Below are 11,470 nucleotides of genomic sequence, written 5' to 3' on the forward strand. Positions count from 1 at the left end.
CATTTTTATTATCTCATTATTAACTATTAGGTTACTCACTTTATGAAACCAGGCCGTACAGGAATAAGTCGTTTATTTTACGCTACAGGTTATTCAATGAAAGGCCTTCAGGCTGCATGGAAAAATGAAGCCGCCTTTAGGCAAGAAATCGTCGCTTCTATCATTCTAATTGCGATCACTTTTTTCTTGCCGGTCAATGAATTAGAACAGTTAATGATGATCGGTAGCTTAGTACTGATTGTCATCGTTGAGCTTATGAATTCAGCCGTGGAAGCTGTAGTTGATCGCGTAGGTAGTGAGTGGCATGAGCTCAGTGGCCGTGCGAAGGATATAGGATCAGCTGCGGTTTTGATTGCACTACTTTTTGCTGCATTTACATGGATTTTTATTTTGGTACGCTAAATGAAGTGAGCGTTTGAAAATTATTCGTTTTCTTACGTCGGTATTAGTTTTCTCCTAGCGCTATATTTTGCCACCGCCGTTAACTTGCTTGTTTATTCTGTAGTCGCGGAGTAAATGCTGTTCAAAAAAAGCGCCCCAACCGGAGCGCTTCAACTTCAATATTCGATTATTCCCAATCAAGGATAACTTTGCCAGAAAGCCCGCTGCGCATAGCATCGAAGCCCGTTTGGAAGTCATCAATTTTGTAATGGTGAGTGATGATAGGCGTTAAATCGAGGCCAGATTGAATGAGGCTCGCCATCTTATACCAAGTTTCAAACATTTCACGGCCATAGATACCTTTGATCACCAAACCTTTGAAGATCACTTGGTTCCAATCGATCGCCATATCTGAAGGTGGGATACCTAATAAAGCAATACGACCACCGTGATTCATGGTTTTCAGCATAGAACTAAAGGCACTCGGTACGCCTGACATTTCAAGGCCGACGTCAAAACCTTCCGTCATGCCAAGTTCACTCATGACCTCTTCTAACTTTTGTTCCGCAACATTCACGGCGCGTGTCACGCCCATTTTGCGCGCAAGTTCAAGGCGATATTCGTTGACATCGGTGATCACCACATGGCGCGCACCAACGTGTTTCGCCACTGCGGCCGCCATGATACCGATTGGACCAGCACCAGTGATCAGCACATCTTCGCCGACTAAATCAAATGACAATGCGGTATGTACCGCGTTACCAAATGGGTCAAAAATCGAGGCTAGATCATCGGAAATACCATCTGGGATCTTGAAAGCATTAAACGCAGGGATAACTAAGTATTCAGAAAATGCACCAGTGCGGTTCACACCAACACCCACAGTATTACGACATAAGTGAGTACGACCACCGCGGCAATTTCGACAATGGCCGCAAGTAATATGACCTTCGCCAGACACGCGATCACCTAATTCAAAACCGCGAACTTCTTGACCAATGCCAACCACTTCACCGACGTATTCATGGCCAACCACCATTGGCACTGGGATGGTTTTTTGTGACCACTCATCCCAGTTATAGATGTGAACATCGGTGCCACAAATTGCGGTTTTCTTAATTTTAATCAGCAGATCGTTGTGACCAAGCTCAGGCAGTGGCACTTCGGTCATCCAAATACCTTGCTCTGGTTTAAGTTTGGATAATGCTTTAATTTTCATCTAATGAGCCCCATTTCTTGGCCAACAGCAATAAACGCATCAATGGCGTGGTCGAGTTGCTCGCGGCTATGCGCGGCTGACATTTGTGTTCTAATACGAGCTTGGCCTTTTGGCACGACAGGGAACGAGAAACCAACAACATAAATGCCCTTAGCTAGTGCTCGTTCTGCAAACTCTGCTGCAACGATAGCATCGCCGAGCATAATCGGGATGATGGCGTGATCCGCGCCACCCATAGTGAACCCCGCGCCTTCCATACGAGTACGGAAATGCGCGGCGTTATCCCAAAGTTGGTCGCGAAGCGCGACGCTTTCTGCCAGTAAATCCAGCACGCGAATCGATGCTGCAACAATCGCTGGCGCAACCGAATTAGAGAATAAATAAGGACGTGAACGTTGACGAAGCCAATCAATTACCTCTTTTTTACCGGAAGTGTAGCCACCTGAGGCACCACCCATCGCTTTACCAAGGGTACCGGTGATGATATCAATACGGTCAATCACATCATGGTATTCATGCGTGCCACGGCCATTTGCACCCATAAATCCAACCGCGTGTGAATCATCCACCATGACGAGCGCGTTGTATTGATCGGCTAAATCACAAATCGCGGGCAAGTTTGCGACTACGCCATCCATTGAGAATACACCATCCGTTACGATGAGCTTATTACGAGCGCCCGCCGCATCGGCTGCGATCAACTGCTGTTCCAACTCTTGCATGTTATTGTTGGAGTAACGAAAACGCATCGCTTTACATAAACGCACACCATCAATGATTGAGGCATGGTTCAACGCGTCAGAGATAATCGCGTCTTCTTTATCTAAAATAGTTTCAAATAAACCGGTGTTTGCATCAAAACATGAGGTGTAAAGAATCGTATCTTCTTTACCTAAGAATTGAGAGAGCTTCTGTTCCAGTTGCTTATGAATATCTTGCGTACCACAGATGAAACGTACCGAAGCCATACCAAAGCCGTGACTGTCCATGCCTTGCTTCGCCGCTTCAACCAACGCAGGGTGATTAGCCAAACCAAGGTAGTTGTTGGCACAGAAGTTCAACACTTCTTCACCAGTAGAAATTTCGACCGCCGCTTGTTGTTGCGAGGTAATCACACGTTCAGATTTATACAGACCTTCCGCTTTGATTTCCTCAAGCTGGTTTTGGATCTGTTGATAAAATGCAGAAGACATTGCTACGTCCTTATTTTTATATAGCGCAATAGCTATGGTGTAGGGCAGCCTAAACGAAAAATAGACCCTTCATTTACACTGTAAAATTGCTTAATGGTATTTTAGTTGATCCCATTTACGACTATTATCCCATGACATGGAAAACCATTCGTGAACTTCAGGCACAAATACAATTATGATCACGCATCGTCTTATCGCCCTGCTGCCTGATTTAGCGGCTTTCATTCTCGTCGTCAATGAAGGTAGCTTTACGGCAGCAGCTCAAAAGCTGGGGGTAACACCTTCGGCATTAAGTAAATTGATTACCCGTTTAGAACAAGCACTATCAGTGAAGTTATTTGAGCGAACCACGCGCCAACTCTTAATCACTCAGGCAGGAAAGCGCGTTTATGATCAAAGTCTGTTGATGGTCAACGCTGCGCAGCAAGCGGTTGAGCTTTCCACCTCTGACCACACCGAACCTGCAGGTGCACTCACTGTTGCGGCACCTGAAGCATTTTTGAATTCAGTTCTGCAACCCCTTGTGCTTCCTTTTCTAACTCAATACCCTGAAATTCAACTTAAGCTGAGAGCTGCAGATGGTGCGATCGATTTATTCAAACACAATATTGATGTGGCGTTTAAACTGACTGATAAGCCAGATGAAAACTTGGTACTGCGTGAAATTGGCAAAACCCACTTAGTGTTGTGCGCCAGCCCAGAATATATAGCGGCCAGAGGCGCGCCCACACACCCTATCGAATTAACGGATCACGACTGCTTGTATCTTGCCGAAACCGAGCGTGACCATCTCTGGGATTTTCATAAAGAAGATGAGTTCCATACAGTGGCCGTCTCAGGCCGCTATGCAGTAAACCACTCACAAATGCGTTTGAACGGCGTGAAAAATGGCTTAGGTATCGGCATCTTCCATGATTTTGTCATTCAGCAAGCGCTCGTTGAAGGCAGCGTCGTCCGGCTATTAGCCGATTGGACGATCAAAAGTAATTACTACGGATCAATTGCCATGCAATATCCACAAACCAAGTACATGCCAGCAAGGCTGCGGGTGTTCATTGATTACGTCACTGAACATTTGGTCAGCAAACTCAATAAATAAAGGTTAATCATGCTAAAACGAATCCACCACGCGGCAATTATTTGTTCAGACTACGCACGTTCCAAAGCGTTTTATACTCAGATCTTAGGGCTGCCTGTTATTGCTGAAAATTACCGCGCCGCTCGCGATTCATACAAGCTGGATCTTGCTTTGCCCGATGGCGGACAAATTGAACTGTTCTCATTTCCAAATACACCACCAAGACCAAGCTTCCCTGAAGCTCAAGGGCTACGACATTTAGCGTTTGTGGTGGACAGTGTCAGTGAAGTCAAAGCGTATTTAGAGGAAAAAGGCGTCATCGTCGAACCCATCCGCGTTGATGAGTTCACTGGTCGCGAATACACATTTTTCGCCGACCCAGATGGTTTACCGTTAGAGCTTTATTCTGAATAGTGAATAGTGGAAGGAATCAAGGCTATTTTCTAACGCCAGTACAACAGATTAAATAATGGTGGCGCACGAGGAACTTGTTTTTCAAATCGTACACTTAGAGCCAAAAAAGTGTAGCTGTCTGAAACAAACAAGTTCAGTCGTGTCAGTAAAGGTGTCGTTGGAAGTGAATCTTGATGAAAGGTGGAGAAATGAGCAAAGGGACAGGGTTTCGTATGCTGTGTCTGTACTTTTCCCTCTTCAATTTGAACCAGCTCAAAACCATTAATGGTACACAGTGTGGCCCAAACCCCCGCCGTATTGCCATGCGCGTTTATTACAGGCATAAGCGACACCAACACCCAACTGAGCGCGCTGGTGAGCAACATTATTCTGTTAAAACGGTTTAGGCGAATCATAGCAACACTCATTTTTTTCTTGTCGACACTATATAACGCAATGATAAAAATAACAGTGCGGCAGCGCTAAAAACTTAACAAATACCCTCAAGTTCGCTACAAATCGTTAGCTTAAAGACGACGTTTCAAGATGCATATCAATGTGACTCCATTCACGCTTTGTCTATCAACCCACCCAAACTAGGAAATATTCCTAACTCAGTTAGGCCATGCCCTCAAGTCAATCGCCAAGCCGATTTTTACAATCACTCTATGATGCAGCCAGACGGTTGCTAGCCATTCGACTCTGGTGTGAATTGACTGACAGCAGAGATTTCTTTGACGTGATTTTCTAAGGATTTCACATGCTAAAACTTTTGCAACAGGTTCGGCTACCGACCCTCGATCTCCCCGCAGCAGAACGCCGTAAAATGTGGTTCAAACCATTTTTACAATCATACCTTGTGGTGTTTATTGGCTACATGGCGATGTATTTAGTGCGCAAAAACTTCAACGTTGCACAAAACGATATGATTTCAACCTACGGCTTGTCGATGACACAGCTAGGGCTGATTGGTCTTGGTTTCTCCATCACTTACGGGATTGGTAAGACAGTGGTCTCTTACTACGCCGATGGCAAGAACACGAAACAGTTCCTACCTTTTATGCTGATCCTTTCTGGTATTGCAATGCTTGGATTTAGCATGAGCATGGGCGGTTCAAGCGTCAGCATTTTCCTAATGGTTGCTTTTTATGCGCTAAGCGGTTTTTTCCAAAGTACTGGTGGGCCATCAAGCTACTCCACTATCACCAAATGGACGCCCAAAAATAAACGCGGCACCTACTTGGGTTTATGGAATATGTCGCACAATGTCGGCGGCGCAGGTGCGGCAGGCGTAGCACTGTTTGGTGCAAACTATCTCTTTAATGGTCACGTTGTGGGCATGTTTGTATTCCCGTCGATCATCGCATTAGTGGTGGGTTTCATTGGTTTGCGTTACGGTAGTGACTCTCCTGAAGCATACGGTTTAGGTACGGTCGAAGAGTTGTTTGATGAAGCGGTCAGTGAGGAAGATATTGCTGCGGAAGAAAACCAAATGACCAAACGTGAGATCTTTGTTGAATACATTTTGAAAAACAAAGTGATTTGGTTACTCTGCTTTGCCAACATCTTCCTCTACATCGTGCGTATCGGCATCGACCAGTGGTCTACTGTGTATGCCTATCAAGAACTTGGTTTGTCAAAAGAAGCGGCCATTTCAGGCTTCACTCTCTTTGAAGTGGGCGCATTAGTCGGCACTTTAATGTGGGGTTATCTGTCCGATCTTGCTAATGGCCGCCGAGCTTTGGTCGCCTGTGTCTCTCTGGGACTCATCATTGTTGCGCTCGAATTCTATCAGCACGCCACCAGCGAGTTTATGTATCTCGGGTCACTGTTTGTGCTAGGTTTCCTTGTTTTTGGCCCACAATTGCTGATTGGTGTTGCTGCGGTTGGCTTTGTGCCGAAAAAAGCGATCAGTGTCGCCGATGGCGTTAAGGGCACCTTTGCTTACTTAATTGGTGATAGTTTTGCCAAACTTGGCCTAGGTATGATCGCCGACGGTACACCGATTTTTGGCCTCACCGGCTGGAAGGGCACCTTTGCTGCGCTCGACACTTCAGCGATGATCTGTATCGTGCTGCTGATTTTTGTCGCGATCGCAGAAGAGCGTAAGATCCGCCATGAGAAAAGGCTAAAGCTGGCCGCAGCTGCCGCTTAGCTCCCAGCAAAATCAAACGCGATATTCTCTTTTATGAGTGTGTCGCGTTTTATTGTGCCACCCCTTCCTTTTTGACGCGCTAGACTCCTCTACAATGGCATCCATAGCAAAGGGATATATTGCTTGTTTAATTGTCTCTGTGGCGTTAGTTTAAGCTCCCTTTGTACTCAGGCAATATAAACAGCGGGGATTGTGATGATCAAAGTAGCACTAGTGGATGACCATATCGTGGTACGTTCAGGCTTTGCCCAACTCATGAACCTTGAAGACGACATTCAAGTGGTCGGCCAATTTAGCTCGGCGGCCGAAGCGCGCGCAGGGCTTCCCGGCACGGGGGCAAACGTCTGTATTCTTGATATTTCAATGCCTGATGAAAGCGGGCTGTCGCTGCTTCAAGATCTACCCTCTGGGATAGCATGCATTATGCTGAGCGTTCACGATTCCGCGGCCATGGTCGAAAAAGCCTTGGAGGCTAGAGCAAGAGGCTACTTAAGCAAACGTTGTAGCCCAGATGAACTTATCCAAGCCGTACGAACCAGCGCCCATGGTGGTTGCTACTTAACACCCGATATTGCGCTTAAACTCACCTCTCCCAAGCGCGAGGCAAAGCTATTAGCACAGTTGACCAAACGTGAGCGGCAAATCAGTGAAATGCTGGCTGCCGGGCTGGATGTGAAAGCGGTCGCCAATGAGCTTGGACTTAGCCACAAAACCATTCATGTCCATCGCGCCAATGCCATGGATAAGTTAGGTGTGAGCAATAACGTGGCCTTAGCGAAATATTTTTCTGACTCATTCTAATGCCACGCTATTTTATTACGTCACTCTGCGCTTGGTTTCTGCTCTCTTGCAGTTGGTTTTGCTTGTGGGTTATCGCCTACTATTTTGTCAACGATCCGGAACTGGCGATCTTCTTCTTTCCTTTTGCTCTGCGTTTAGGCACTGCGCTGCACAGTCCACAACGTTACTGGCCCGCGATTTATGGTGCAGAATGGTGGCTGACGATTGCGCTCGCCATGCTAATGGAACAACCTCAATGGCTGACCGTACTCGCCGCCAGTATCGCAACGCTGCCCTTAAACCTGCTCGCCCAACGCTACTACCACGGAAGTCAGTGGCGTCGCTTTATTGTGATGGGCGGGTTGATCCTCGCCAGCGCTATCATTAATACGCTGGCCACCACCTACCACGGCCATGCCGCGTCAATGGTGATGTTAGTCAGCATCACAGCTGGCTTAATGATTGTGCCAAGCTGCTATTTGATATGGAATTATCTTTTCCAAAGCACTTGGGTTCCACTGACGGCAAACTTAGTCTCTCGTCATATCGAATTTCGCACGCGTCACGTCTTACTCTACTCTTTACTATTTATTTTAAGCATTGCGCTGCAAATTGGTTTACCTGATGAACTTCGGCGTTTTGCGCCATTTTGTTTAGCCATCCCGATCATTTTGCTCGCTTTTCGCTACGGCTGGCAAGGTGCATTGCTCGGTACTCTGCTCAATAGCATTGCATTGATCGCGGCTCGTAGTGGTGTCTCTAATATGGAAGTCACTGATCTCCTGCTCTCTCTTTCAGCACAAAGTTTAACCGGCATTTTGCTGGGAATGGGTGTGCAGCGACAAAGAGATCTCAACACCAAGCTGCGCCAACAGCTTGATCGTAACCAAAATTTGTCCCGCCAATTAGTCAAAGCTGAAGAATCCGTTCGGCGCGATATTGCTCGCGAGCTGCACGATGAGATCGGTCAAAACATTACCGCTATCCGTACTCAAGCCAGCATTATTCAACGCGTCGAATCTCAGCCCGTCACCAGCAATTGTGCTAAAACCATTGAATCTCTCTCTTTAAATGTTTACGACACAACTAAAAGTTTGCTAACCCGTTTACGCCCTAAAACCTTAGATGATTTAGGCCTAGTCGAAGCACTGGATCAACTGCTGCGTGACCTTGAATTTGAGACGCACGGTATTCAAACCCAAGTGGTTTGGACGGGGAATTCAACCGCTCAACTGCAAAAGTTAAGTGATGCCACCAAAGTGACCCTTTATCGATTGTGCCAAGAGGCGCTCAATAACGCCTTAAAATACGCGGAAGCTAGCCACATTGTGATTGAGTTTTCGTTGGCAAGTGATGTCACACTGCGCATTCACGATGATGGCATCGGTTTCAAAGTACAAGCGCAGCTGAACGGCTTTGGTTTACGGGGGATGCGTGAGCGAGTCGAGGCATTGGGTGGCCACTTTCAGATTATTAGCCACTGTCAGTCTACAACAGCCAACCACGATCTAAGCGAGAATGGCACTCAGCTTACCGTCACACTGCCCCACTTATAATCGTGGAATATAAAGCACTATGATAAATTTTCTACGCTCTCAACCACCGCAACCGCTTCTTGCATCAGCGCAGGAGGTTAACCAGCAGTACCGTTATTGGCGCTTTCACATCATGATGGCGATGTATGTCGGTTATGCGCTTTTCTACTTCACGCGTAAAAGTTTGAATTACGCCATGCCCGCGATGATTGCTGACCTCGGTTTAGATAAGAGTGATATTGGCATCATGGGCACGTTGTTTTACATCACCTATGGTATCTCAAAATTTCTGTCCGGGATTTTGTCGGACCGCTCCAATCCGCGCTATTTTATGGGCCTAGGGTTAATGGCAACGGGTTTTATCAATATTCTGTTTGGCTTTTCAAGCTCAATCAGTATGTTCATCTTACTCTGGGTGCTCAATGCTTGGTTCCAAGGTTGGGGATGGCCTTCTTGCTCTAAACTCCTGACAACTTGGTATTCACGCTCTGAACGTGGTTTTTGGTGGGCGTTATGGAATACCGCTCATAACGTGGGGGGCGCGTTGATCCCATTACTGGTTGGCTTTCTCACTTTCCATTTTAGTTGGCGCGAAGGTTTTATTGTGCCGGGCTGTTTAGCCGTTATTGGTGGGGTTTTCTTATGTTGGCGATTGCGTGATAAACCAATGACCCAAGGTTTACCCAGCGTTGGTCAATGGCGTAATGACGCCCTTGAACTGGCGCAAGAAAATGAAGGCCTCGGCCTTAGCACTAAACAGATCTTGCACACATATGTGTTAGGAAATAAGTACATTTGGTTACTCGCCTTAAGCTATGTACTGGTCTACATAGTGCGTACTGCCATCAATGATTGGGGAAATATCTACCTTACCGAGCAACAAGGCTATGATTTGATCACGGCTAATGGCGCGCTTTCGCTGTTTGAAGTCGGTGGGTTTATTGGATCGTTAGTCGCAGGCTGGGGCTCAGACAAACTGTTTGGCGGCAACCGTGGGCCAATGAACCTGATTTTTTCAATGGGCATTTTTCTTTCGGTGGCAGCGCTGTGGCTGATGCCGTTAACGGGGTTTGTATTCCAAGCCGCTGGCTTTTTTACGATTGGCTTTTTTGTCTTTGGCCCACAAATGTTAATTGGTATGGCCGCCGCGGAGTGTTCTCACAAAGATTCGGCTGGCGCAGCAACTGGGTTTGTGGGGTTATTTGCGTATATGGGCGCTGCGCTCGCCGGTTACCCGTTAGCCATTATTGTCGAGCAATTCGAATGGCGAGGCTTTTTTGTCACCATTTCTGTTTGCGCCGCTGTGATCGGCTTACTACTGCTGCCTTTCTTACAAGCTCAGTTTTCAGGCAGCGACCACCCCACGAACCATTGAACGTTATAACTAATCCAACGTTATCGTGAGGGGGCCACAAAGCTGATTAACCAAATAAGCGCTTCCAGATACTTGGGTTACGCTGCTCGTGGTATTCAACACGCAGTTCGTCTACCGTCCGCAGCGTTTGTTGAGCTTGCTCTAAATTTCCTTGCTCAAGATCCACTTCGATTTTGTCTAATGCCACTGAAAGCTTATTAAACCCTTCTAAATAGAGATCTTGCTTCTCCGGTGGATAATTTCCTCGTTTTGACTCTTCAACCAACTGACTTAATCTCTCAATGGGTGCTTGCATTGTTTCAACGCTGGTCGCTTCTGCCGCTTGTTTAAATTCAAGCTTCATTTGTTTCATGTTCTGTTTTAAGTCAACATTAGCCGCCGACACGCTAGCCGCAAATAATGCGCAAGCTGTTAATATCATTATTTTTTTCATAATTATTTCTTTTTATTCTGGCAAGAAGTGCCAAGTTTAATGGATCTCAAGATAAAAGAGGGACAAATTTTTGTCATTTTTTATGACCTCTTTACGGCTTATAGTGTTTGATATTCTGCGATCGCTTTTCGCCCGCGCAGAGCTAAAAAGGCCAGAAACTGCTCGACACTGTGCGTAATCACTTTCTCAGCAGCAATACCAACGTTCTCAAGCAGTTCACTGGCCAGGTGAAGTTGGCCGATATCTTGACAAAAATGGGCATCGCTGCCAGTGGTAACATAAGCACCATGCGCTTTCGCCACCTTAGCAATTTCATAACAGCGATCGACACTCCCTACCCTGCTGTGTCCTTTTAAGGTGCTGTTATTAATTTCTATCGCAACGTGATGCTGGGCGGCGCAGGCGATCACCTCATCAAAATCAAAATCGAAATTAGGGTTACCTAAGTGCCCTAGCGCATCCACTCGTCCACCTTTAATCACATTGATTAACGCTTCGGTATGCGCCGCTTTATCGGCAGGCTGAAATACGGGCTCATGAAAACTGGCAATCACCCAATCTAAGTTTTGATCAACAGAAGGGTGAACATCAATCTCGCCAGCACGATTCATGATGTTGGACTCAATGCCTCGGATAATGGCAACACCGTCTAAAAAGCGCGGCAAAATACGTTGATTGGAGAAGAACCAATAATGCGGCGCTCCAGGCATCGACTGCGCATGATCGGTTGTGCAAAACATTGCCAATCCATTTTCTTTAGCTGAACGCGCGTTTTCAATAAGCGTGCTGTATGCGTGACCGCTTGCATAAGTGTGAGTATGAGTATCAACGACAAGATTCATTTTAATTATTCCATTCCAACAGCGATGCTTCAGTGTAACAGCCTCGCTGATGGCACTTCAATCTAAGGGCGATATATTCACCATAT

At 46.4% G+C, this 11,470-nt stretch carries 12 protein-coding genes; 7 read left to right on the top strand and 5 right to left on the bottom strand.

Going from position 1 to position 11,470, the window contains the following annotated elements:
- Positions 1-42 precede the first annotated feature (42 nt).
- Positions 43-402 carry a diacylglycerol kinase gene (locus tag NB504_RS18225; protein WP_013868010.1) on the top strand — a complete coding sequence of 120 codons (360 nt, stop codon included), beginning with the start codon at positions 43-45 and terminating at the stop codon, positions 400-402.
- 166 nt (positions 403-568) lie between these two features.
- Here NB504_RS18225 and tdh read toward each other — a convergent pair whose 3' ends face one another.
- Together tdh and NB504_RS18235 are read right to left on the bottom strand one after the other, a co-directional pair.
- On the bottom strand, positions 569-1,600 hold the full coding sequence (gene tdh, locus NB504_RS18230; RefSeq protein ID WP_258429569.1) for an L-threonine 3-dehydrogenase: 1,032 nt from the start codon (positions 1,598-1,600) through the stop codon (positions 569-571).
- Positions 1,597-2,793 (bottom strand): glycine C-acetyltransferase, encoded by a 1,197-nt coding sequence (locus NB504_RS18235; RefSeq protein ID WP_258429570.1) that lies wholly within the window; start codon positions 2,791-2,793, stop codon positions 1,597-1,599. The genes tdh and NB504_RS18235 overlap by 4 nt, the downstream gene beginning before the upstream one ends.
- 175 nt (positions 2,794-2,968) lie before the next feature.
- On the opposite strand from NB504_RS18235, the gene NB504_RS18240 reads away from it, so the two are divergent.
- Both NB504_RS18240 and NB504_RS18245 read left to right on the top strand, forming a co-directional pair.
- Entirely contained in the window at positions 2,969-3,892 is a 924-nt protein-coding gene (locus tag NB504_RS18240; RefSeq protein WP_258429571.1) for a LysR family transcriptional regulator, read from the top strand.
- A 9-nt stretch (positions 3,893-3,901) separates the two neighbouring features.
- Entirely contained in the window at positions 3,902-4,285 is a 384-nt protein-coding gene (locus NB504_RS18245; RefSeq protein WP_017046047.1) for a VOC family protein, read from the top strand.
- A gap of 29 nt (positions 4,286-4,314) precedes the next feature.
- Here the strand turns inward: NB504_RS18245 and NB504_RS18250 are convergent, their stop codons facing one another.
- Complete coding sequence (locus tag NB504_RS18250; RefSeq protein ID WP_017046046.1) at positions 4,315-4,692, bottom strand: hypothetical protein; 378 nt, start codon at positions 4,690-4,692, stop codon at positions 4,315-4,317.
- A gap of 332 nt (positions 4,693-5,024) precedes the next feature.
- Between NB504_RS18250 and uhpT the strand changes: the two genes are divergently transcribed.
- The 4 genes from uhpT (at position 5,025) to NB504_RS18270 (ending at position 10,109) form a co-directional block, all read left to right on the top strand.
- The gene (uhpT, locus tag NB504_RS18255) at positions 5,025-6,419 is read left to right on the top strand and encodes a hexose-6-phosphate:phosphate antiporter (protein WP_017048964.1); all 1,395 of its coding nucleotides are present in this window, start codon (positions 5,025-5,027) and stop codon (positions 6,417-6,419) included.
- Positions 6,420-6,614: 195 nt separating this feature from the next.
- Positions 6,615-7,220 (top strand): transcriptional regulator UhpA, encoded by a 606-nt coding sequence (gene uhpA, locus NB504_RS18260; protein ID WP_258429572.1) that lies wholly within the window; start codon positions 6,615-6,617, stop codon positions 7,218-7,220.
- Positions 7,220-8,755, top strand: coding sequence for a signal transduction histidine-protein kinase/phosphatase UhpB (gene uhpB / locus NB504_RS18265; RefSeq protein ID WP_258429573.1), 1,536 nt, complete (start codon positions 7,220-7,222; stop codon positions 8,753-8,755). The genes uhpA and uhpB overlap by 1 nt, the downstream gene beginning before the upstream one ends.
- A 19-nt stretch (positions 8,756-8,774) precedes the next feature.
- Positions 8,775-10,109: an MFS transporter gene (locus tag NB504_RS18270; protein ID WP_194567289.1), complete on the top strand. Its 1,335-nt coding sequence runs from the start codon at positions 8,775-8,777 to the stop codon at positions 10,107-10,109.
- 46 nt (positions 10,110-10,155) lie between these two features.
- Here NB504_RS18270 and NB504_RS18275 read toward each other — a convergent pair whose 3' ends face one another.
- Both NB504_RS18275 and NB504_RS18280 read right to left on the bottom strand, forming a co-directional pair.
- A complete protein-coding gene (locus tag NB504_RS18275; protein ID WP_013868020.1) occupies positions 10,156-10,542 on the bottom strand; it encodes a cytochrome b562 in 387 nt (128 codons plus the stop codon).
- Positions 10,543-10,640: 98 nt separating this feature from the next.
- Positions 10,641-11,384 carry a phosphatase gene (locus NB504_RS18280; protein ID WP_064626355.1) on the bottom strand — a complete coding sequence of 248 codons (744 nt, stop codon included), beginning with the start codon at positions 11,382-11,384 and terminating at the stop codon, positions 10,641-10,643.
- Positions 11,385-11,470 lie beyond the last annotated feature (86 nt).

This window comes from Vibrio sp. RM-69-4, assembly GCF_024743775.1.
Classification (GTDB): domain Bacteria; phylum Pseudomonadota; class Gammaproteobacteria; order Enterobacterales; family Vibrionaceae; genus Vibrio; species Vibrio anguillarum.

What these genes read in the sequence shown, in the direction of transcription:
- NB504_RS18275 (WP_013868020.1), bottom strand. Translation starts at nt 10,542, where the DNA reads ATGAAAAAAATAATGATATTAACAGCTTGCGCATTATTTGCGGCTAGC.
- uhpB (WP_258429573.1), top strand. Translation starts at nt 7,220, where the DNA reads ATGCCACGCTATTTTATTACGTCACTCTGCGCTTGGTTTCTGCTCTCT.
- NB504_RS18250 (WP_017046046.1), bottom strand. Translation starts at nt 4,692, where the DNA reads ATGAGTGTTGCTATGATTCGCCTAAACCGTTTTAACAGAATAATGTTG.
- tdh (WP_258429569.1), bottom strand. Translation starts at nt 1,600, where the DNA reads ATGAAAATTAAAGCATTATCCAAACTTAAACCAGAGCAAGGTATTTGG.
- NB504_RS18235 (WP_258429570.1), bottom strand. Translation starts at nt 2,793, where the DNA reads ATGTCTTCTGCATTTTATCAACAGATCCAAAACCAGCTTGAGGAAATC.
- NB504_RS18270 (WP_194567289.1), top strand. Translation starts at nt 8,775, where the DNA reads ATGATAAATTTTCTACGCTCTCAACCACCGCAACCGCTTCTTGCATCA.
- NB504_RS18245 (WP_017046047.1), top strand. Translation starts at nt 3,902, where the DNA reads ATGCTAAAACGAATCCACCACGCGGCAATTATTTGTTCAGACTACGCA.
- NB504_RS18225 (WP_013868010.1), top strand. Translation starts at nt 43, where the DNA reads ATGAAACCAGGCCGTACAGGAATAAGTCGTTTATTTTACGCTACAGGT.
- uhpA (WP_258429572.1), top strand. Translation starts at nt 6,615, where the DNA reads ATGATCAAAGTAGCACTAGTGGATGACCATATCGTGGTACGTTCAGGC.
- NB504_RS18280 (WP_064626355.1), bottom strand. Translation starts at nt 11,384, where the DNA reads ATGAATCTTGTCGTTGATACTCATACTCACACTTATGCAAGCGGTCAC.
- uhpT (WP_017048964.1), top strand. Translation starts at nt 5,025, where the DNA reads ATGCTAAAACTTTTGCAACAGGTTCGGCTACCGACCCTCGATCTCCCC.
- NB504_RS18240 (WP_258429571.1), top strand. Translation starts at nt 2,969, where the DNA reads ATGATCACGCATCGTCTTATCGCCCTGCTGCCTGATTTAGCGGCTTTC.